Here is a 20,725-nt window from a genome sequence, read left to right as displayed (position 1 = left end):
GATGCGGTGGTGGCGTTGGATCATCGGTGCGGGGGTCGTCGGCGGCATCGGCGTTGTCGCGGCAACGATAGCCTGGCCGATCGGTGGGCCAGTCTCGGACCTGACCCTGCAAGGCGATGCCCAGCGGGGGTCGTATCTGGCGCGCGCCAGTGGATGCATTGCGTGCCACACCAACTTTGAAGCTGGCGGGGCGCCATTGGCAGGAGGAGCGCCGCTCCGGACCGATTTCGGTACGTTCTATCCGCCAAATCTGACCACCGATGTCGAACACGGAATGGGGGGCTGGACCGTAGAAGACTTTGCAAGGGCCGTCCGGCAGGGTGTTTCCCCGGATGGTGATCCTTATTATCCGACCTTCACCTATCCGTTTTACGCGAACTTCACGGATCAAGACATTGCCGATCTGTGGGCCGCGTTCCAGACCGTGCCAGCCGTGAGCGTGTCGGCCCCGGCGCACGAGGTGCCATTCCCGTTCGATCAGCGGTGGGGAATGAAACTTTGGCGGGCGGCTTTTCTAACGAAGCCTGATACAAAACCAGTGGCGGACAAAAGCGATGCATGGAACAGGGGCAAGCTGTTGGTCAACGGGGCCGCGCATTGCTCTGCCTGCCACACGTCGCGAAACTTTGCAGGTGCGCGCATCGTGGCGGAACGGTTTTCCGGCAACGACGCCTTGCCCGGAGGCGGCAAAGCGCCTTCGATCCGGTCACGCGACCTTTTGTCAGAAGGCTGGACGGTGGACGATATGGCTTATGCTTTGCGATCTGGAATAACTCCTTCCGGCGACGTCTTTGGTGGTTCAATGGCCGAAGTCGTGCGCTATGGCACAGGCTTTCTGAGCGATGCGGACTTGAACGCGATGGCCACCTACCTGCTGGACAACAAATCATAATCTTGGGAACCCACGAATGATCACGCTCAATCGCCGCCAGTTTCTGGCAACATCTGCTGCGTTCAGTGGTCTGTCGGCCAGCACTGGATTTGCGGGCACGCCATTCGCGACCCTGACAGCCCAGCAAAGCGACGTGCAGCTGCTGCCCGGCGACTATGGCAAGACATCGCTTTGGTGCTTTGACGGCGGCTCACCCGGTCCGGAGATTCGCGTGGCGCAGGGGGGGCGTGTCCAGCGCAGGTTGGTCAACCGGTTTTCTCAGGGAACGTCGACGCATTGGCACGGCATCCGCATCAACAATGCAATGGATGGCGTTTCCGGCCTGACCCAGGACGCGGTCCAGCCGGAGGAAACATTCGACTATGATTTTACCGTCCCGGACGCCGGGACCTATTGGTACCATGCCCATAATAGGTCGTTCGAGCAGGTGGGCAGAGGGCTTTACGGTGCACTGATCGTGGAAGAGGCCGAGCCTCTCGACATTGATCGCGAGGAAGTCCTGATCCTGGATGACTGGCTTATTGATCCCGAAACCGCGCAAATCAAGGACGACTTCGGCGCGTCTCATGATCTTAGCCACGCAGGGCGCATCGGAAACCTGCTGACGACCAATGGAACCTTCAATCTGGGCCTGCGTGCCCGAAAGAACGAAAGACTGCGTTTGCGGCTGATCAATGCTGCCAATGCGCGCAATTTCCAGCTGGGCCTGGAAGGCCTGGACGGTTGGGTGGTCGCGCTGGACGGCATGCCCTTGACGGCACCCGTGAAGGTGACAGAGGCGATGATCCTCGCTCCGGCACAACGGATTGACCTGATCGTCGATGTGGTCGCGGATGTTGGTGAAGCGGCTCATATTCTTCAGTTCGGCCGGGAAGAAGCCTTCAGCCAGGTTGCATTCGAGGTTGTTGAGGGGGGCACGACAAACCGTCGCGACGCGCCCTTGGCCTTGCCGCCGAACGACCACAGGATGGTCGACCTGAAAGAAGCCACGACGCTCAGCCTCAGCATGGAAGGCGGTGCCATGGGTCGCATGAGGTCCGCCTCCCTAGGAGGTGAGCTCAAGCCGATTGGCGAGATCGTCGAGGCCGGGTATTTCTGGTCGTTCAACGGCAGAGTGGATGGCATCAACGGTGATCCCCTTGCGCGGCTGGACCGCGGCCAGAATGTACGATTGAAGATGGTGAACGACACGGCGTTTCCGCACGCGATGCACCTGCATGGCATTCACTTCCACGAGGTCGCCGAAAACGGCACCCTTGGGCCACTGCGTGACACGACCCTTCTTGAACGGGGTCAGACGCGCGAGATTGCCTTTGTGGCGGACAACCCGGGCCAATGGCTGCTACATTGCCACATGCTGTCGCATGCGGCTTCGGGCATGATGACCAAGATCGTCGTTGGATGACCCCGCGATCCGTCTATCTTGCGTTGGGCGTAGTTACCGTTGCGGTGGCTACCATATTCCTGTGGACCCGGTCCGGCGGAACCGACCATACGGCGGAAAACCTCATCAACTCCTCAGCCGATGTGGCCGCGGGCGAAGTTCTCTATGCCGAAAATTGCGCCGCGTGCCATGGCGCAAATTTGGAAGGTGAAGAAAACTGGCGCAGTCCGCGTGATGACGGAAGCCTGCCCGCACCGCCGCATGATGCAAGCGGCCACACTTGGCACCACGCGGACAGCATGCTGTTCGCCTACACCAAGCTGGGGGGCGCCGAGGTTCTCGCGGCGCAAGGCGTTGACTTCAACAGCGGCATGCCCGGTTTCGGCGACCAACTGAGCGACGGGGAAATCTGGGACATCCTCGCATACATCAAGTCAACATGGCCGGAGCGTGAACGCGCCACGCAAGCCGAGCGCACGGCCCAGGATATTGCCTCACAAGGAGACGGATAATGAAAAGATTCTTGGCTACCACCGCACTGTTAATGCTTCCCATCGCTGCGACGGCAGACGGCATGGACGAAGACCGGATCAAGGAACTGGTGCTGGAAGCCATCCGCGAGAATCCGGGCATCGTGTTCGAGGCCGCGCAGTTGTTCGAACAGCAACAGCAGGCGTTGCAGGCGCAAGCCGCAGCGCAGGTTCTCGATACGGAAAAAGCCACGCTTGAAAATGATCCCAATGCGCCCGTTCTGGGCAATCCGGATGGCGATGTCACGGTTGTCGAATTCTTCGACTACAACTGCCCCTATTGCCGCCGGGTTAAACCTGAAATGGAGGCCCTGCTCGCTGCTGATCCCAACGTCAGGGTCGTTTACCGGGAATGGCCCATTCTGGGGGACGGGTCGGTTTTTGCCGCCCGCGCGGCGCTGGCGTCCCGAAACCAGGGCAAATATGAAGAGTTTCATTGGGCCATGATGCAACTGAAGGAACGCGCAGAGGAAGCATCGATTCTCCGCACTGCGGAAGACATCGGCCTCGATGTTGCACAGTTGCGTCGCGACATGAACGGACCGGAAATCGAAGAACACATACAGACTTCCATGCGGCTTGCGCAATCTCTGGGGTTCAGTGGCACACCTTCATTTGTGATCGGCGACAGTCTTGCGCCGGGCCTGATCCAGGCGGACCAGATGATCGAGCTTGTCGATCAGGCACGGGCCGCCGAATAAGGACAATCCTACGCGGCTGAAGCGTCGTAGCCAGCGTCAGCGATGGCTTGCCGCACGGTCGCCTGTTTCAATGTGCTTTGGACAGTGACAAGGCGAAGGTCCAGATCGGCCGTGACAACGGCTGATGGATCCTTTGCCTTGATGCCGCTTTCTATAGCGGATGTGCAGTGTCCACAGCTCATTTTCGGGACGGAAAAAATCATGAAGGCCTCCATTTTTGGTACAACCTCAGACTTGGTCGTTCCATCGGGAGGAAGGTCAAGCAAATATCAAAAAAAATTAGATACTCTCTTGAGCTTCCAGCAACTGGAAGCCCTATATCAGGGTAAGTTCAACCGAGGAGGCCCTCATGACCGACCCCAATACGATACGTCTATCCGTTTCCGGCATGAACTGTGCGTCTTGTGTGGGCAGGGTTGAGAAGGCTTTGAACGAGGTTCCGGGCCTTTCGAACGTCAGTGTCAACCTTGTGAACGAAACGGCTCAATTTCAGATGGATAATCCGGCCACCACGGGCGTGGCGGTCACGGCCCTCTCGAACGCCGGATACCCGGCACGGACGGGGCGCGTAACATTGAACGTAGACGCCATGTCCTGCGCGTCCTGTGTCGGTCGGGTTGAAAAGGCGCTTGTACGGACACCCGGCGTATTGAATGCGGCGGTCAATCTGGCAACCGAAACGGCTGTGGTAGAGTATCTGCCAGATGCCATCACCCCGGAAAAGATTGCCCGGATCAGTACGGAGGCGGGGTACCCGGCCGAGATTGCGCAGAGCGATGCGCACGAGGACCGATCGGACCGCAAGGCAGAAGAAGCCGACGCGCTGGCGCGCCGTGTCATCCTTGCCGCGATCCTGACCGTGCCGGTGTTCGTTCTGGAAATGGGAAAACATACCATACCCGGCTTTGAGGGCCTGATTGAGAGCACAATCGGCATTCAAACGTCATGGCTGATCCAATTCGCGCTTGCCACGGTGGTTCTTTTCGGACCGGGTTGGGGGTTCTTTGCGAAGGGCATTCCGGCGTTGATCAAGCGTGCCCCGGATATGAACAGCCTTGTCGCACTGGGAACCGGGGCGGCGTGGACTTATTCCGTAGTCGCGACCTTCCTGCCTCAGGTGCTGCCTGACGGTGTGCGCGCCGTCTATTTCGAAGCAGCGGCGGTTATTGTCGTTCTGATCTTGTTGGGTCGCTGGCTTGAAGCGCGGGCCAAGGGCAAGACCGGTGCAGCCATTCAGGCCCTTCTTGGTCTGCAGGCAAAGACAGCCAGGGTCCTGCGTGACGGGCAGGCGACCGAGGTTGACATCAAGGAACTGCGGATCGGCGATCAGATCCTCGTGCGTCCCGGTGAAAGGCTGCCTGTCGATGGCGAGGTCACAGAAGGATCAAGCAACGTCGATGAAAGCATGATCACCGGTGAACCCCTCGCCGTGCCAAAGGCTGCTGGCGAACCGGTGACCGGCGGCACGGTGAACGGCACCGGGAGCCTGACCATAACGGCGACGCGAGTCGGGGCGGATACCACGCTGGCGCAGATTATCCGCATGGTCGAAGATGCTCAGGGGGCCAAGCTGCCGATCCAAGGCCTAGTGGATCGCGTGACCATGTGGTTCGTGCCTGCCGTTCTGGTTCTGGCGCTTGCGACTGTGGTTGTCTGGCTGCTGGTCGGTCCCGATCCGGCTCTGACCTTTGCGCTTGTGGCGGGTGTCTCCGTTCTGATCATTGCGTGCCCCTGCGCCATGGGGTTGGCCACGCCCACCTCGATCATGGTGGGGACAGGACGCGCGGCTGAGATGGGGGTGTTCTTCCGCAAGGGAGATGCGCTGCAACATCTGGATGAAGTTGGCGTTGTCGCATTGGACAAGACCGGGACGGTCACGCAAGGGCAACCCAGTTTGACAGACCTCATCACGGCCGACGGCTTTGACCGGGCAGAGACACTCGCCCTCATCGCATCTGTCGAGGCGCAGTCTGAGCACCCGGTGGCAGAGGCCATTGTGCAGTCCGCAAAGAGCGAAGGCCTGTCCTGGCCCGATGCGACGGAATTCCGGTCCGTGACCGGCTACGGTGTCGAGGCGCTTGTCCAGGGCCGCAAGGTTCATGTCGGTGCGGATCGCTTCATGGTGCAGCAGGGCATTGACACCAGCCCGCTGGAAGACCGCGAAAGGGCCTTGGCCGAAAAGGGACGCACCGCGCTTTATGCTGCGGTGGACGGATCCCTGGCGGCCGTGATTGCCGTGGCAGACCCGGTCAAATCCTCCAGCGCCGAAGTGATCGCAGCTCTGCATGATCGAGGGATCAAGGTCGCGATGATCACCGGAGACAAGAAGGCCACGGCAGATGCCATCGCCCGCGAGGTCGGGATCGACCATGTCATTGCAGGGGTGTTGCCGGATGGAAAAGTCGCCGCCCTGGACGAATTGCGGCAAGGGAACAGCAAGATCGCCTTTGTCGGAGACGGCATCAACGACGCGCCAGCGCTGGCCCATGCCGATGTCGGCATCGCCATCGGAACCGGCACGGATGTCGCAATCGAAAGCGCCGACGTGGTGTTGATGTCGGGCGACCTGCGCGGCGTGGTGAATGCCATCGACGTGTCGCGCAAGACCATGCGCAACATACGGCAGAACCTTATCTGGGCCTTTGGCTATAACGTCGCGCTGATCCCTGTGGCGGCGGGCGCGCTTTACCCGGCCTTTGGATTGCTCCTGTCGCCGGTGTTTGCCGCCGGGGCCATGGCGCTGTCCTCCGTGTCGGTTCTGACCAACGCGCTGCGGCTGCGACGGATCAAGGCGACGATGTCGGAACAGGATCCGCCCCACGACGCGGAGACGAAATTCGCAACGCAGCCCGCAGAATAGGAGACAGGTGTGAACATCGGAGAAGTATCAGAACGCGCGGGTTTGCCAGCGAAGACAATCCGCTACTACGAAGACATCGGCCTTGTCCGGCCTTTGCGCAGCGACAACGGCTATCGCGCCTTTCGCGACAGCGACATCCACAAGCTCGCATTTCTCGGTCGCGCCAGGACGTTCGGGTTCTCGATCGAAGACTGCCGCACGCTGCTTGATCTCTATGAAGATGAGACGCGGGAAAGTGCACAGGTCAAGGCTGTCGCTCAAGAGCATCTGGCCGCCGTTGACGAAAAAATCGCCCAGCTCAAGTCGATGCGAGAGACCCTGGCTCACCTCGTTGACGCCTGCCAGGGCGATCACCGCCCCGATTGTCCAATCCTGAAAGATCTGGCCAAAGACCCGTAACGCACGATGCCTGGGCCAGACATTTATGGGGTTTCATGCCGTTTCGATATATCGTCTTGAAACCCTCCAGCGCTGGAATGTTGTTCCTCCACAAATAGAATCCATGATGGAGAGATCAGATGTCTGAAGATGCGATCGGGAAATCTCGTGGCGGGTCCGACACCCGTTCAAGTGAAGGTGCAGCACATTCGGGAGGCCATTCAGGTTCATCCTATGGCCGGTTTCTGGCGATGGTCGGCACATCGACTGCGATCATGTTCGGCCTGATGTACATCAACTCGTACTCCTTCGAACATGTCTACTGGAGCGAAACCCGATTTTACATGACGTTCATCATGGGCGCGACGATGGCGACCGTGATGCTCCTTTTCATGTTGAACATGTACAAGAACAAGGGCGTCAACGCCGCGATCATTCTCGGGTCTGTCGTGATGTTCGCCGGCGCGCTCTGGCTCGTGAGAAGCCAGGAGACCATTCAGGACGAAAGCTGGATGAGCGCGATGATTCCGCACCACTCCATTGCGATCATGACAAGCGAACGGGCCGAGCTGACAGATCCAAGGGTCGAGGCGCTGGCTTCGGAAATTGTGACGGCGCAAAACCGCGAAATTTCCGAAATGCGTTTCCTCATAGATGACATTGAGGCAAATGGCGAAGCCGGTCCTGAATGGCCACTTGGTGAAGCGGACGGTCCGGCTGAAATGGAGGGGCTTCAAGAAGCGATTGCAACCCCGGTGATTGCCGGAATCCGTCCTGCACCGCTCAAAGCCGAAGAAATAACACGCGCACTGGGGTCCGACGGACAATGCCGTTTCATTCGCGCCGTGAACGCCGATCCCATTCTGGTCACGGACGGGGCGGGGAACGGCGTCGCCAAGATATCCGGATCGCTGGTCAACTTCACGTCGCAAGACACAGTGACGTCCGGTGGCGTCCTGTCTGCCGATGGTGGCCAATTCACGCTGGCGCCGGGTGACGCGGACGGTGAAGACGCCACCCTGCTGTTTGAATTGACGGGAGAGACGCCTCTGACTGTCGGATTTACCGGGTATTGGACCTGCAACGGTTAAAGGATTTAAAGGAACGCGTCATGACGAGAGAGGCAAAATCCACCCCGAAGACGGCGGTTTTGTACCGAATGGTGATGGAGGAGCATGTTTGTCCCTATGGGCTGAAAATCGAAGGACCTGCTTGAGCGGGAGGGGTATTCGATTGAGGACCGGCCTCTGAACACCCGCGAGGAAACGGATGCTTTCATGGAAGAACACGGTGTCGAAACGACTCCGCAGACCTTTATCGGCAATGAAAGAATTGGTGGCTATGACGCGCTGAGGGAATTTTTCGGCCAGGACGTAAAGGATGACGACGAGACGACTTATCAACCCGTCATTGCGATATTCGCTGTCGCATTCCTTATGGCGCTTGGTCTCAGTTGGGCGTTTTACGGTTCGATCCTGACGCTGCGGGCATTCGAGTGGTTCATCGCGATCTCGATGAGCTTTCTTGCTGTTCAAAAACTGCAGGACGTCGAGACGTTTTCCACGATGTTTCTGAACTACGATCTGCTTGCCCAGAAATGGGTGCGCTATGGCTATGTCTATCCCTTCGGCGAAGCACTTGCCGGTATTCTCATGGTCGCCGGTGCCTTGGTCTGGATCAGCGCGCCTGTTGCACTGTTCATCGGTACGGTCGGAGCGGCTTCAGTTTTCAAGGCCGTCTACATCGATAAGCGCGAGATCAAGTGCGCCTGCGTGGGCGGCGGTTCAAACGTGCCGCTGGGTTTCGTGTCCCTGACCGAAAACCTGATGATGATATTCATGGGCGTCTGGATGTCGGCGCGTGCGATGGGCCTCTTTTAGGCCTAACCATCCGTTTTCAAAGCGGTCACAGGGTCGCCAAGTGCAGCCCTGCTCAGCGCGTCGAGAACGGCTTCGGACGTCAGAACCTCGGACAGGATGATCCCGTCTGGCGCGTTTGGCCCGTAGACGATGTTGAACGGGATGCCAAACCTGTTGTGGCTTTCCAGATACCGGGAAATGTCAGTGCTGGGCCTAGTCCAGTCTGCCCGCATCGCAACGACATTATCACCCCGCAGTTGGTCGACCACGGGCGCACGGTCCAGCACCAGCGTCTTGTTGGCCTTGCACGTCAGGCACCAGTCTGCGGTCACGTCGACAAAGACGGTTTTTCCCTGCGACACCAGTTTCGGTATCTCGGAGCGATCGAACGCGACCCAGTCCTGGCCCACCGCTCTCGTCTGCGGCGGGATTGTCAGCGCCGTCGGCACCAGAAGGCTGAGAACAGCAACCACCACCAGCGCTGTCGGGCGCGTCAATCTGCCCGGCAAACGTATTGTTGCGAGAAGAATGAAAAGGCTCGTCATAAGCAGCACGGTCATGGCCACCCGGCCACCCGCCACCCCTATCAGTACCCAGAGCAGCCAGATCGCGGTCCCGGCCAGAAGACCGGCAAGCACCCATTTGACGACAACCATCCAACGTCCCGGCCTGGGCAACAACCGGACCAGACCAGGCTTCCCCGCCAGAACCAGATAGGGCAGGGAGAGCCCAAGCCCCAGAGCCGTGAAAACGAGAATGACATCAATCGGGCGCCCGGACAGGGCAAAGGCAACCGCTGTCCCCAAAAACGGGGCCGAGCAGGGCGTGGCCAGCACCGCCGCGAAGGCGCCTGTTGCAAAATCTCCGCCATACCCGTCGCGACCGCTTGATCTGGCCAGCCGTGACTGCAACACGGAGGGCAATGAAACTTCGAACACCCCGAACAGATTGGCAGAGAACACGGCAAGCACCAGAAACATGACGGTCAGGAAAACAGGGCTTTGGAATTGCAGGCCCCACCCAACGGTGACGCCGACGGATTGCAGAACCAGAATGATTGCGGCGAGGGCCCACATGAACACCAGAACGCCAAGCGCCGACATCAGGAACCCATTCCGGACCTCGTGCGCTGGCTTGTTTCCATGATTGAGAACCGATGTCAGCTTGATGGACAGGACAGGCAGAACACAGGGCATGACATTCAGGATCAGACCGCCAAGAAAGGCAAAGGCCGCAATCGCCAGGATTTGCGTCAGATCCGGCAGGTTCGCCATAACCTCGAATGGTGCACCCGGGATGCGGTCTGACCAAGCGGGCTGCGCTGTCACCGCGCGTGATCCATCGGTCAAAGTCAGTTGCAGGGGCGGCGGATCCTCCCCTTGCGCGAGAAGAGGCAGCTTGGCCCAAAGGGCTGTTCCCGCATCATCGGTTCGGATGTCCGGTTTGCCAAAGGTGAATTCCGGCCCCAGTTCCGGAAAGATATCCGGCTTCACAAAGGCATTCGCACTGCGCGCCGTCACATAAAGCGCATCATCCGCGATCACCGCCGTTTCGACAATGATGTCGCTCTCTTCGGGACCAAGCGGCACCCGCTGGGCATACTCCGAAATCAGGCCCGCCGCCTTCGCGTCAATCCCGGTGCCCGCCGGAATTGTCAGTGCGAGATCGAAATCATGCGGCACACAGACAGTCGAGCACGCCAGCAATGAAACACGCGCCTGCAATGTTGCGGACTGGCCCGCAGTTTCGAGAACTGCCTGAATGGGCAGGACGACACGGGTCTTGTAGCCAAAATTCTCGATGCCGAATGCCGTGAAGCGCTCAGGCGCGGGCCAGAGCATCTGTGCGCTCACCAGATTTTCCGATCCATCCCATGAAATTTCAGGCGGCAGACCCACCTCGCCGGGCGAACGCCAATAGGCTTTCCAGCCCTCGGCCAGCTCGACATCCAGGCCAAGGGAAAGGGTTCTGGAGGTTTCCGCGACCCCATTTTCAACGGAGATGAGCCGGGCCGTGATTGTTGAATTCTCGTAGGTATCGCTCGATGCAGCAAAGCCCATGGAGGCCCAAAGGCAAGCCATGAGAAGGAAGAATAGGCGCAACGTGGTTCGCATCATCTTTTGGCTCGCTTCCACCCTTGTCCCGAGATCGAAATCCGAAGCACCTCTATGGCTGCATCTCCCGGTTGGTCAACTTTACAAACGGATACAATGTCGTTTGTGAAGCCATCCCGCTGCGAGAATAACGCGACGAAGTCCGCGTTCGTAGCAGGAAGGCCAATAGAAGCTTTTTTCTTCATTGAACATTTCAATCGCAACCGCGGCCTCCAACCTTCCAGCGCTGGAAATTGAAACCAAATGCGGATGACTTAGTTGAACGCTTAGCAATTGAGAGAAGGAAGAAGAGGTGTTGTCACATTAACGGTCCTGAGGTTGCTGGTTCATTGATCTGGGCGTAGGCGGTGTCGATGCAGACACAAAAGATCAGCTACAAACGCCACCGGTTTCCGCCTCAGATCATCGCTCATATTGTCTGGCTTTACGTCCGGTTCAACTTGAGCCTGCGCGAGGTCGAAGAGCTGATGCTGGAACGTGGCGTCGACGTTTCGTATGAGACAATCCGGCGCTGGAGCGTCAAGTTCGGCCCCCTGATCGCCCACGTTCTACAGCGACGGCAGCCGCGCCCCGGCGATGTCTGGCATCTGGACGAAGTCGTTGTGAAGATCGCGGGTCGGTCATACTGGCTCTGGCGCGCGGTCGACCAACACGGCTTTGTTCTTGAGGAAATTCTCCAATCGAGACGAGACAAGCGCGCCGCAAAGCGGCTTTTGGTCAAGCTGATGAAACGTTGGGGCTTCGTGCCAAAAAGGATCATTACGGACAAGCTGCGCTCCTATGGTGCCGCAAAGCGCGAGGTCGCGCCTGGCCTTGATCATTGGTCACACAAGGGACTCAATAACCGCGCAGAAAACAGCCACTTGCCCTTCCGAAAACGAGAGCGGGTGATGCAAGGCTTCCGATCGCCGGGTGGATTACAACGCTTCGTATCTATGAAGTCTGCAACCCGCAATAGTTTCTCTGTCCCAGCCCGCCGCCGCTCTGCGCTCACCATCCGCTACCATCGGCTCGAAGCATTCGAGGCGTGGAAATCCGCGGCACAGGCCGCTTGATCAACGAACAGCTTGCCAACTTGCAAATTCGGCGAGTTAACGTGACAACACCCTCGTAACAGATCGCCACCGCGACCAGAGGCGCACCCGGGATCGCCAGCGTGCGTGGCCCTGGTCCTGGCGTGAAATCGCCCAAACCTTCGGTGAGCCGCTCGATCGGCAGCCAGCCTCTCAGGGGCACATATTCCCCGAACGGAACAAGATGATGTTTTGCATATCCCGTCAGAATTTCGCCGTTGCCGTCATAGGCTTGAACCGTGTTGAAATATCGGGTTTCCCCATCGCCCTCTACGCGGTCAGGCACTCCTGTCAAAAGGATCCTGCCGTCTGGCAGAACCGTGGATAACCGCCTGCGCGCCAAGGCGTCCTCGTCCAGAAAACCGGGAAAGGCCGTTTCCGGCCACAGCAGCAGGTCGAAGCGTCCAGGTTGCGCAGACAAGCTGAAGTATTTTTCCAGTGTTCGCTCGCGGCTGCCCGGTGCCCACTTCTCGACTTGCGGCACATTGCCCTGGACGATGCGCAAAGCGATGTCCGTCGGCGGCACATCCGTCCCTGAACGCAGCGCGCCGCCACCCCAGAGGCCCATCACCGCAGCGGCGAAGAGCACGAGAACAGGCACGCGTCTGTTTGGTGCCGCCACAATCAACACACCGGGCAACAGCCCGATAAAGACCGTGAGAAAGCTTAGCCCATAGCTTCCGACCCAGGCGGCCGGTTGGCGCAGGGCGGCATGTTCGACAAGAGCATAAGCGGCAAGGTTCCAGGGAAACCCCGTCAGGACATGACCGCGCAGCCATTCTGCGGCAACCCAGCAGGTTGCAAGCAGAAGACCTGCCGTAATGCCGCCGACAGCACGGCGCTGCATGATGGTGGCAAATAACATCGCCGCAATCGCTGGGAATATGGCCAGTCCGGCGGACAGTCCCGCGACTGCCGGGATCGCAAGGGCACCGAAACGTTCGGCATCGACGTAGAAGCTCTCGGCGATCCAGGAAACTCCAAACCCGAACTGGCCCATTCCGAAGACCCAGCCGATGAAGAAGGCGGGCGCTGTCGAAACCTGCCGGAGGACGAGAAAGAGTGCTGAGAAGGCGACCGGAACAACGATCAGCCATGAGAATGGTGGAAGGGTTAAAACCGTTAAACCGCCCGCTGCAAAGCTAATCCCTGATCGCAGGGGAATGTAACGGCCACGACCCGTCAGTGGTCGCAAGCCCGCCATCATGTGCCAGTTTTCAACTTGGCGCTCAACCAAGGGGCTATGAGCAGTAGGCCCACGCCACTGACCACGAAAACATCCGCCATGTTGAAGGCGGGCCAATGCGTGGATCCGACATAGAAATCGAGGAAGTCCGTCACACCCCGAAACCGGATGCGGTCGAGGACGTTGCCGAGCGCGCCACCGATAATCGCACCATAGGCGATAGCCTCGGCCCGGTTGTCAGTGCGCAATAACATGACAGTCAACCAGCCGCAGACCGCGAGGGCCAACACTGTAAGGCTCCACCATGGCGCTCCACCAAGTAATCCAAATGTCACGCCATCGTTGCGCAGGTAGATGAGATTGAAACCGGGAAAGACCGGAACTCCGGCGCTCAAATCTGCCGCATTGGCGACGACAATTGCTTTTGTCACCTGATCGACAAGAAAAGCAGTTCCAGCCGCAAAGAAACCTTGGAAATGGGACTGTTTCATCTCATCCTCCCAGCCATACATCGAGGAACAACATGATCACCAGGCCAACCGCGAGACCGAGTGTCGCCCTGTTTTGATGGCCAGAACGGTGGGTTTCGGGAATGATTTCGTGGCTGATGACGTAGAGCATCGCCCCGGCGGCGAAGGCGAGGCCCCATGGCAACAGCGGCTGCGAGATGCTGATGATCCCAGCCCCAAGAAGCCCGCCTACCGGCTCGACAAGACCTGTCAGGGCGGCAATGCCCCACGCACGGCGCCTGGAATATCCCTCACCAAGCAATGAGACCGCTACGGCGAGACCCTCGGGAGCGTTTTGCAGCCCAATGCCAATCGCAAGCGGCAAGCCACCAGAAAGACCGTCAGCCCCGAACCCGACACCAACGGCGAGTCCTTCGGGGAAATTGTGGATCGTGATCGCGATGATGAAGAGCCAGACGCGGCGCAGCGAAGCAGAGTCAGGGCCTTCCCGCCCCGACTTGAAATGCTCATGCGGCAGCCGTTCGTTCATCAGAGCGACCGCGCCCATGCCAAGCAAGATAGCAACACAAACGATGGCCGCCGGGAGAGCACCGTTGTCGAACTGTCCTTCGGCTGCATCGAGAGCCGGGATGATCAGCGAGAAAAACGATGCAGCGAGCATGACACCCGCTGCAAAGCCAAGTAGCAGATCGCGTGTAGCCCGGGATGGGATGCGCCCGAAAAGAACGGGGATCGCCCCGACCGCTGTCAGCGATCCGGCGGCCAGACTTCCTAGAAAGCCAAGGGTAATTGGGGAGAGGGGTTCCAAGCGTTGAGGTCTCGTCGATACGTCAGTCAGCGGCCGAATAACTGCTAAAGATCTCGGTCGATCCATCGCCGCGGATCAGGAAGACCTCATAAGCCTCTCGATCGTCTTCCGGTCCCATGCCCGGCGATCCATAGGGCATTCCGGGCACCGCCAACCCCACTGCATCTGGACGCTCATCCAACAAACGCTGAATGTCTGATGCCGGTACATGTCCTTCGATCACGTAGCCGTCGACCAAAGCCGTATGGCAGGAGACCATGCGCTGAGGCACGCCATTGTCGAGTTTGAAGCGCACAAGAGATCCCCCGAACATGTCCTCGCCTGTCGGCGCGAATCCGCTTTCCTCGAGGTGCTTCATCCAGGACAGACAACAGCCGCAGCCGTTTGTCTTCCGGACATCAATCTGGATCGCATCGGCGACCGCTTGCGCTGCGGGAAACAAGGCCAGCGTGACTGCAAGGGCGGGAGCCAGTCGTTTCATGGATTAAAGCCTTTCGGTTGTTGTTTGCACAAATTCGCTGGTGAGCCTCTCGGCCAGTAGCGAGCGTGCCTCAGCCAATCGCTCAAGTGCAGCCGTGTCATCCGCATCCCGCTCGGCCGCCTCTGCCAGTCTGTCGTCTGAGAGAGGATCGGTCGGGCGACCATCGACTAGAACCTCATAATGGAGATTTGGGCCGGTCGCGGTGCCGGTCGCACCGACGCGACCGATCATGTCTCCGGCCAAAACGCGCTGCCCTTGTTCGAGTGTGTCCGGCACCTCGCTGAGATGTGCGTATCGTGTCAGGGTGTCGGATCCATGCGCTATCTCCACCACCCGGCCATATCCACCACGACGTCCGATGAAGCTCACGCGTCCGGGTGCTGTCGCTTTCACCGGCGTACCGCGGGCCGCAGCAAAGTCGACCCCGGTGTGCATGCGCACATTCCCATAGACCGGGTGTGTGCGACGGCCAAAGACGGAACTCAGCCGCGCTCCTTCCACCGGTTGGGCAAAAACACGCAGGACCTCTCCATCGACATAGATCGTTGCTTCACCGCTGCCGTCATCCGGCCAGACGATCTCGTAGACCGTTTCACCAAGGTCCAGTGTGGCAAAGGCAAGTTCGGGCTGACCGATCCTCTCGTTTCCGTCGCGGGCTTCGCGCCAAAGAATACGCATCGTCTCGCCACCGGAAAGTTCGCGTCGAAAATCTACTGTGCCGCCCAGCATCTGCGCCATGTCGACCGCAAAACGAGCAGGGATGCCTGCTTTGTCCAACGCCGCGAAGACAGAGCTTTCGATCACTGCCTCGCCCGCGAACGTCACCATTTCAGGGTCTGGCTCCAACACGCGTGTGACAAGTTCTTGACCAAAGACCGTTTCGATCCGCACCCCATCGTCAACTGCCAGTTCCACGCGGCTCGGATTTCCGTCCACCTTTGAGATCACAGTGATCTCATGGCCCGGGCGCAATCGGCGCAGGTCATATTCTGCACCAAGCGCGAGCGCGATTTCGGCACGCGCAGGCGCAGCGATACCCGCGTTCGCCAGGACCGCATCCAGCGTCTCGCCCGACGCGATCTCACGCGACCAAGTGATCAAAGGCGGTTCAATCTCGGGCAAGGCGGTTTCTGCGAAGACAGATTGCAAGAGCGGCAGAGGTCGCATTGGGCTAGCATTGTCGGCGTGAAATGCAGCGGGCGGTGTCACATCGTAGTCGGCGATCTGAGGCATCGAGAGCGGATCGGGAGTCCAGAGGGTCGCTTCAGCAATCGCAGGAGGCACTGGCTCTTTAGAAAGAACGCCAGAAATGGCGATGGCGGTCAGCGAAAAAGCGCCTGCGACCACAGCGCTCGCCAAAACAATTCTAATCTTCATGTTGCCCCCTCTACGTCTTCTGTCAGTGCACGCCGGATCTTCGGCACTGCGAATTCTCTTGGCTCGTGATAGTCAATCATGGTGACGAGTTCACCCTTGGCATCGAACAGGAATACGCTTGCCGTATGGTTCATTGTATAGTCGCCGCCTTCGGTCGGGACGCGCTCATACGAGGCACGAAATCCTTCTGCAGCGCGGGCAACCTGGTTTGCCGGCCCAGTCCAGCCGCGAATAGCCGGATGAAAATAGCCGACATATTCGGCCATGGCCTCGACCGTGTCCCGCTCCGGATCGACTGTGATGAAGACCACGTTCATCCGCGCGGCGTCGTCCCCGAGATCTTCAAGCCAACCTGAGATATCCGATAACGTCGTGGGGCAGACATCCGGGCAGTAGGTGAACCCGAAAAACACCATGGTCGGGCGTCCGATCAGGGTTTCCGGGCCCACTTCATTGCCTTCGTGATCGGTCAGTCGGAAATCCATCGCCGACAGGGGGAGAGGCCTTTGGCCGGCCGGTTTTGGTGCACCGGGACCATCCACCCGCCACCAACCGACGCCGAGCATCAGAGCGACAGCGCCTACACCGGCTGCACCGTATTGGACCACATGTCGACGCTGCATCAGCTCTCCGGCCCGCGCGCGGCGATCCCCAGAATTGGGACCTCAACAGTCACTTCACCACCGTCCGAGAACGTCAGTGTCAGTGGGAAGGTCTCGCCTTCGATCATCGGGTTTTGCAGCTTCATGAGCATGGCGTGCAGCCCTCCCGGTTCCAATGCTACGCTTTGGCCCGGTTCAATCGTGATTTCGTCAGCAGGCGCCATAGAACTGACGCCGTCGGCGTTGGTTTTCGTCTCATGGATCTGGGGCATCACGGCCAGTGGTGTTGTAAGCCCGGTCAGCGTGACCGTGTCTTCACCGGTGTTGCGCACAGTCATATAGGCCGCACCAGGGCGGTTGACCCCGATTGAAGCACGGGACCACGCGTTTTCGACGACCACATCCTCCGAACCGGCAAATGCCGGAGTCGACATGCCCGAGAGTAGCAAGACAAGGGGCAAACCATTGATGTAAGATCGTTTTGTCATGAAGAATTCTCCTGTATCTGGCCGAGCATCAACTTTGGCTGGCCGCAACTTCCGCAGCCACCAGTCGCCGCAGTTCGGCCTCACCGAACGGGTCTAATGGCTTGGCGTTGACGAAGAACGTGGGCGTTTGTCGCACGCCTACCGCTTCGACATCAGCGCGGTCCTGATTGAGCACCGCCACGACACCGGGGGCCAGCATCTGTGTCCGAGCAGCTTCGACATCCAGACCACCGCTTGCGGCAATCTCAAGGATCAAACCCGGTGCCGGAGTGCCATGGGACGCCCATCGCGGCTGCTCGCGCAGGACCGCTTCCAGCACGGGTTCGAACACATCCTGCATCCGCGCAGCTTCGAGAACACGGATCGCTTCCACCGAAGCGTCCCCGTGAAACGCGGTGTATCGAATTACGACACGGATCGCATCACCGTGCTCAGCCATGATCTCTTTGACCACGGGATAGAATGCGCGGCATGCCTCGCAAGCTGGATCGAAAAACTCGACAATCGTGACAGGTGCCGTTTCGGGGCCGAGGATCGGGGAATAGGGCCGGATCAGCACATCGTTCACTTCGGGCGCGACAGGGACTGCCTCTGCCATGGGTTGGGGGCGGGTGGCATACCAGGCCGCGCCGCCAAAACCTGCGGCGCCAACAGCCAGAACGGATAGAACGAGGCCGCGTCGATTCATGTTTGTTTTTCCTTCAGTGAAAGGGCCGACAGCATCCCGATCATCGTGAAGGCGACAAGCGCCAACAGCGGAATCGGAATGCCGAAGACCACCTGGTTGTCGTCGGTACAAGAGGGGCCGGTCGCCGTGCAGGGCTGGATCGCCTCGGGGATCAGCCCGACATAGAGGCCGATGTGATACAACGCCACTGCCGCCCCCCCAAGCGCTAGCGCAACGCCATAGCGCCCCACGCGGGGATCCTGCCACCACAGCCCGAGCCCAAGAACGATAGCCAGGGGGAACATGAAGGCGCGCTGGAACCAGCAAAGGACGCAAGGCGTTTGACCAAGCACCTCGCCAATAAAGAGCACGGCAAGCGATGCGATAAGCGCAATGATCCAAGCAAGAACAAGGGCCGCTTCTCCGGAAAGGCGGGTCATGGCAATCAGATCCTCTTTCTCAGATCCGCAAGGATCTCTTCGGCGGGTGTGCCGTAGGGCCAGGAATTGGCGAAGCCCGCCCGCGGATCAAAAAGAAACAGGTGCGATGTGTGCCCCATTGTGTATCCACCCGGCGCGGTGGCCTCCTCGATCCTCTCAAAGAAAATTGGGAAGGTCTCGGATGTTGCGGCGATCTGCTCCGGCGTGCCGGTCAGCCCGATGATCCCAGCGTCGAACAGGGGCACATACCCGGCAAGTGCTGTCGGCGTATCCCGCTCCGGATCAATCGTTATAAAGATCGGCTGGACCTTTGCCGCCTCGTCGCCCAAGCCCTCCATCACGGCCGCGACTTCGGACAGTGTTGTTGGACAGACGTCGGGGCAATTGGTGAAACCAAAGAAGACCAGCATCCAGCGCCCTGCGAAATCTTCGTCTGTTTGGACCATGCCGCGATGATCCGTGAGTTCGAACTGCGCAAAGAAAGGTGGTTCGGTCTCGGCTTGGGCAAGGTCGGCGCGGTAGTCCGCCCACATTAGCAGCCAGATGAAAACGAACGCCGCCGCGCCCGCCAAAACCCATAGTACTTTCTGAAGATTTGAAAGCTTCACGCGCTCCGCCCGAATTTGATTCTATATTTTCAGCGCGTTTACACCCTCTAGCTACTGTAGGTTCAAGACTTATTATGGATGGAAGAGCGATGTTCACTGACCTGTGAGATGCCAAGCGGAACTTGTGCAAAAAAACGCTTAAAGCTACACGGGCTGTAGATAGTCTGGAGAGATGATATGCTGACAATCGGCACTTTGGCAAAAAAGACCGGGACGAAGGTGCAGACGATCCGCTATTACGAGCAGATCGGACTCTTGCCCGAGCCCGGGCGATCGGCTGGCGGTCAGCGGCGCTATGGAGATAGTGAGCTTGACCGTTTGTCTTTCGTCCGGCATGCGCGGCAACTCGGGTTCTCGCTGGACGCGATCCGTGAGCTTCTCGATCTGAGCGATCATCCGGACAAGTCTTGCGCGGAGGCCGATGCCATCGCTCGCAGGCAACTTAAGCAGGTTGAGCAACGTATGGCCCGACTTGAAGCCCTTCGGACAGAATTGCAGAGGATGGTGCATGAATGCAGCGGCGGGCACACGGCCGATTGCCGTGTGCTGGAGGTGTTGCGCGACCATTCCGAGTGCCTGACGGACCACGACGAGATCGGCGCCTGAGATGACCGCAGTGCTCGTCTATCCGCTCGCGGCCTTGGCTGAGATCGCCGGATGCTTTGCCATCTGGGCATGGTGGCGTCTTGGCGCGTCCCCTCTTTGGCTTGTCCCCGGTGTAGCGGCGCTGGTGGCGTTCGGCTGGCTTCTGGCTCAGGTCGACACTGTGGCTGCGGGACGCGCCTTTGCGGCCTATGGTGGGATCTATATTGCCGCGTCCATTCTCTGGATGTGGCTCGCCGAAGGGCACCGGCCGGACAGGTGGGATCTGCTCGGCACCGCTGTATGCTTGTTGGGTGCCGCTATCATCCTCGCGGCACCCCGCGGAGCGTAAAAAACGGCATTGCTCCTACAGTAGCTTTAGCTTTTACAACGGTGCGCGTTTCACAGGCTAAAGCAAGGCAGGAATTGAATGTTCGAAATCTCAGGTGTTGGAATCGTCGCGGCTTTTCTGGGTGGCGCTATATCCTTTCTGTCGCCTTGCGTCTTGCCTCTTGCACCTGGCTACGTCTCTTACATCGCGGGACAGCCCGCCGCGAAATCCGGGGCGGCGCGCAGCATTGCCGAACGGGCGCGCAGCGTGGTCCTGAGTTTGTGGTTCGTGCTCGGGTTTTCGACAGTCTTCGTGGCGCTCGGGGCCGGGGCAAGTCTTTTGGGCGGGATGCTCTTGCGCTGGAAATACGAACTCGGGCTTGCGGGTGGCTTCTTGATCGTCTTGTTCGGACTTGTCATGATGGGCGCGATCAAGATCCCCGCAATGATGCGTGACACGAGGCCCGACGTAAAAGTTGACGGCGGCAGCGCCGTTGGAGCCTACCTTTTGGGTCTTGCCTTTGCCTTTGGCTGGACGCCCTGCATAGGCCCTGTGCTTGGGTCGATCCTGGCAGTAAGCGCGACATCTGGAGCGGACGGGATGGCCTTGCTGGCAATCTACTCCGCAGGGCTTGGACTGCCGTTTCTAATCATAGCGCTCTTCACCAACGAGATTGCAGGCAGGCTAAAGCGGATCGGTGCGGCTGGTCGATGGCTCTATCGTATATCGGGCGGACTGATGGTGCTGATGGGTATCGGCGTGATGACAGGTCAGATCAGCCGCCTTGCCTTCTGGCTGCTCGAAACCTTCCCGGCCCTTGGCACTATCGGATAGAGCTGTGATCGAAAGTAACATTTGAGAAAAGGCTTGTCTCTCTAGTCACTGTAGAGATTA

General features: G+C 59.1%; 23 protein-coding genes and 1 pseudogene. 12 read left to right on the top strand and 12 right to left on the bottom strand.

Annotated features, from left to right (window positions below; all coding sequences use genetic code 11):
* The first annotated feature begins 1 nt into the window (after position 1).
* From AC5SSZ_RS13510 to AC5SSZ_RS13495, 4 genes are read left to right on the top strand one after another with little or no spacing between them, the layout of a single operon-like run.
* Positions 2-892 carry a c-type cytochrome gene (locus AC5SSZ_RS13510; protein WP_005619174.1) on the top strand — a complete coding sequence of 297 codons (891 nt, stop codon included), beginning with the start codon at positions 2-4 and terminating at the stop codon, positions 890-892.
* A 16-nt stretch (positions 893-908) separates the two neighbouring features.
* Positions 909-2,297, top strand: coding sequence for a multicopper oxidase family protein (locus tag AC5SSZ_RS13505; RefSeq protein ID WP_005619171.1), 1,389 nt, complete (start codon positions 909-911; stop codon positions 2,295-2,297).
* Positions 2,294-2,788: a c-type cytochrome gene (locus AC5SSZ_RS13500; protein WP_005619169.1), complete on the top strand. Its 495-nt coding sequence runs from the start codon at positions 2,294-2,296 to the stop codon at positions 2,786-2,788. The genes AC5SSZ_RS13505 and AC5SSZ_RS13500 overlap by 4 nt, the downstream gene beginning before the upstream one ends.
* The gene (locus AC5SSZ_RS13495) at positions 2,788-3,507 is read left to right on the top strand and encodes a DsbA family protein (RefSeq protein WP_005619167.1); all 720 of its coding nucleotides are present in this window, start codon (positions 2,788-2,790) and stop codon (positions 3,505-3,507) included. The genes AC5SSZ_RS13500 and AC5SSZ_RS13495 overlap by 1 nt, the downstream gene beginning before the upstream one ends.
* 8 nt (positions 3,508-3,515) lie before the next feature.
* On the opposite strand, the gene AC5SSZ_RS13490 is transcribed toward AC5SSZ_RS13495, so the two are convergent.
* Positions 3,516-3,710 carry a heavy-metal-associated domain-containing protein gene (locus tag AC5SSZ_RS13490; RefSeq protein ID WP_065333231.1) on the bottom strand — a complete coding sequence of 65 codons (195 nt, stop codon included), beginning with the start codon at positions 3,708-3,710 and terminating at the stop codon, positions 3,516-3,518.
* A gap of 146 nt (positions 3,711-3,856) precedes the next feature.
* On the opposite strand from AC5SSZ_RS13490, the gene AC5SSZ_RS13485 reads away from it, so the two are divergent.
* The 4 genes and pseudogenes from AC5SSZ_RS13485 to AC5SSZ_RS13470 all read left to right on the top strand — a co-directional run bounded on the left by AC5SSZ_RS13485 (position 3,857) and on the right by AC5SSZ_RS13470 (position 8,625).
* Complete coding sequence (locus tag AC5SSZ_RS13485; protein ID WP_043847201.1) at positions 3,857-6,367, top strand: heavy metal translocating P-type ATPase; 2,511 nt, start codon at positions 3,857-3,859, stop codon at positions 6,365-6,367.
* A 9-nt stretch (positions 6,368-6,376) separates the two neighbouring features.
* Positions 6,377-6,766 (top strand): Cu(I)-responsive transcriptional regulator, encoded by a 390-nt coding sequence (cueR, locus tag AC5SSZ_RS13480; protein WP_005619161.1) that lies wholly within the window; start codon positions 6,377-6,379, stop codon positions 6,764-6,766.
* A gap of 119 nt (positions 6,767-6,885) precedes the next feature.
* A complete protein-coding gene (locus AC5SSZ_RS13475; protein ID WP_050686576.1) occupies positions 6,886-7,836 on the top strand; it encodes a DUF305 domain-containing protein in 951 nt (316 codons plus the stop codon).
* Positions 7,837-7,904: 68 nt separating this feature from the next.
* Positions 7,905-8,625: pseudogene (locus tag AC5SSZ_RS13470) on the top strand (MauE/DoxX family redox-associated membrane protein).
* A gap of 2 nt (positions 8,626-8,627) precedes the next feature.
* Here the strand turns inward: AC5SSZ_RS13470 and AC5SSZ_RS13465 are convergent.
* On the bottom strand, positions 8,628-10,718 hold the full coding sequence (locus tag AC5SSZ_RS13465) for a protein-disulfide reductase DsbD family protein (protein WP_412074550.1): 2,091 nt from the start codon (positions 10,716-10,718) through the stop codon (positions 8,628-8,630).
* 353 nt (positions 10,719-11,071) lie between these two features.
* Between AC5SSZ_RS13465 and AC5SSZ_RS13460 the strand changes: the two genes are divergently transcribed.
* Positions 11,072-11,773 (top strand): IS6 family transposase, encoded by a 702-nt coding sequence (locus AC5SSZ_RS13460; protein WP_065331824.1) that lies wholly within the window; start codon positions 11,072-11,074, stop codon positions 11,771-11,773.
* Here AC5SSZ_RS13460 and lnt read toward each other — a convergent pair.
* The 10 genes from lnt to AC5SSZ_RS13410 are packed head-to-tail and all read right to left on the bottom strand — an operon-like array spanning position 11,709 to position 18,882.
* Positions 11,709-12,998 carry an apolipoprotein N-acyltransferase gene (gene lnt, locus AC5SSZ_RS13455; RefSeq protein ID WP_495438375.1) on the bottom strand — a complete coding sequence of 430 codons (1,290 nt, stop codon included), beginning with the start codon at positions 12,996-12,998 and terminating at the stop codon, positions 11,709-11,711. The two genes, AC5SSZ_RS13460 and lnt, sit on opposite strands and share 65 nt — an antisense overlap.
* Entirely contained in the window at positions 12,995-13,489 is a 495-nt protein-coding gene (gene lspA / locus AC5SSZ_RS13450; RefSeq protein WP_009820121.1) for a signal peptidase II, read from the bottom strand. The genes lnt and lspA overlap by 4 nt, the downstream gene beginning before the upstream one ends.
* Positions 13,470-14,255 carry a ZIP family metal transporter gene (locus AC5SSZ_RS13445; RefSeq protein WP_040652270.1) on the bottom strand — a complete coding sequence of 262 codons (786 nt, stop codon included), beginning with the start codon at positions 14,253-14,255 and terminating at the stop codon, positions 13,470-13,472. The genes lspA and AC5SSZ_RS13445 overlap by 20 nt, the downstream gene beginning before the upstream one ends.
* A 22-nt stretch (positions 14,256-14,277) precedes the next feature.
* Complete coding sequence (locus tag AC5SSZ_RS13440) at positions 14,278-14,736, bottom strand: DUF411 domain-containing protein (RefSeq protein WP_009820119.1); 459 nt, start codon at positions 14,734-14,736, stop codon at positions 14,278-14,280.
* Between the two features lie 3 nt (positions 14,737-14,739).
* Complete coding sequence (locus tag AC5SSZ_RS13435; RefSeq protein WP_043872277.1) at positions 14,740-16,113, bottom strand: M23 family metallopeptidase; 1,374 nt, start codon at positions 16,111-16,113, stop codon at positions 14,740-14,742.
* Complete coding sequence (locus AC5SSZ_RS13430) at positions 16,110-16,736, bottom strand: SCO family protein (RefSeq protein WP_043872276.1); 627 nt, start codon at positions 16,734-16,736, stop codon at positions 16,110-16,112. The genes AC5SSZ_RS13435 and AC5SSZ_RS13430 overlap by 4 nt, the downstream gene beginning before the upstream one ends.
* Positions 16,736-17,203 carry a copper chaperone PCu(A)C gene (locus AC5SSZ_RS13425; protein WP_040652268.1) on the bottom strand — a complete coding sequence of 156 codons (468 nt, stop codon included), beginning with the start codon at positions 17,201-17,203 and terminating at the stop codon, positions 16,736-16,738. Before AC5SSZ_RS13425 ends, AC5SSZ_RS13430 begins: the two co-directional genes overlap by 1 nt.
* 28 nt (positions 17,204-17,231) lie before the next feature.
* Positions 17,232-17,891 carry a DsbA family protein gene (locus AC5SSZ_RS13420; RefSeq protein ID WP_009820115.1) on the bottom strand — a complete coding sequence of 220 codons (660 nt, stop codon included), beginning with the start codon at positions 17,889-17,891 and terminating at the stop codon, positions 17,232-17,234.
* Complete coding sequence (locus AC5SSZ_RS13415; RefSeq protein WP_009820114.1) at positions 17,888-18,310, bottom strand: disulfide bond formation protein B; 423 nt, start codon at positions 18,308-18,310, stop codon at positions 17,888-17,890. The genes AC5SSZ_RS13420 and AC5SSZ_RS13415 overlap by 4 nt, the downstream gene beginning before the upstream one ends.
* 5 nt (positions 18,311-18,315) lie before the next feature.
* On the bottom strand, positions 18,316-18,882 hold the full coding sequence (locus AC5SSZ_RS13410; protein WP_043872275.1) for an SCO family protein: 567 nt from the start codon (positions 18,880-18,882) through the stop codon (positions 18,316-18,318).
* A gap of 213 nt (positions 18,883-19,095) precedes the next feature.
* Here AC5SSZ_RS13410 and AC5SSZ_RS13405 point away from each other — a divergent pair, with 213 nt between their 5' ends.
* The 3 genes from AC5SSZ_RS13405 (at position 19,096) to AC5SSZ_RS13395 (ending at position 20,665) form a co-directional block, all read left to right on the top strand.
* Positions 19,096-19,524: a MerR family transcriptional regulator gene (locus tag AC5SSZ_RS13405; RefSeq protein WP_037239845.1), complete on the top strand. Its 429-nt coding sequence runs from the start codon at positions 19,096-19,098 to the stop codon at positions 19,522-19,524.
* 1 nt (position 19,525) lies between these two features.
* Positions 19,526-19,852, top strand: a complete 327-nt coding sequence (locus AC5SSZ_RS13400; RefSeq protein ID WP_043872274.1) for a YnfA family protein — start codon at positions 19,526-19,528, stop codon at positions 19,850-19,852.
* Positions 19,853-19,930: 78 nt separating this feature from the next.
* Positions 19,931-20,665 (top strand): cytochrome c biogenesis CcdA family protein, encoded by a 735-nt coding sequence (locus AC5SSZ_RS13395; RefSeq protein WP_008282973.1) that lies wholly within the window; start codon positions 19,931-19,933, stop codon positions 20,663-20,665.
* Positions 20,666-20,725 lie beyond the last annotated feature (60 nt).

The organism is Phaeobacter sp. CC-HEC084 (genome assembly GCF_059429255.1).
The sequence above is the reverse complement of the archived record's forward strand: the minus strand, read 5'-3'. Positions and strand labels throughout refer to the sequence as shown.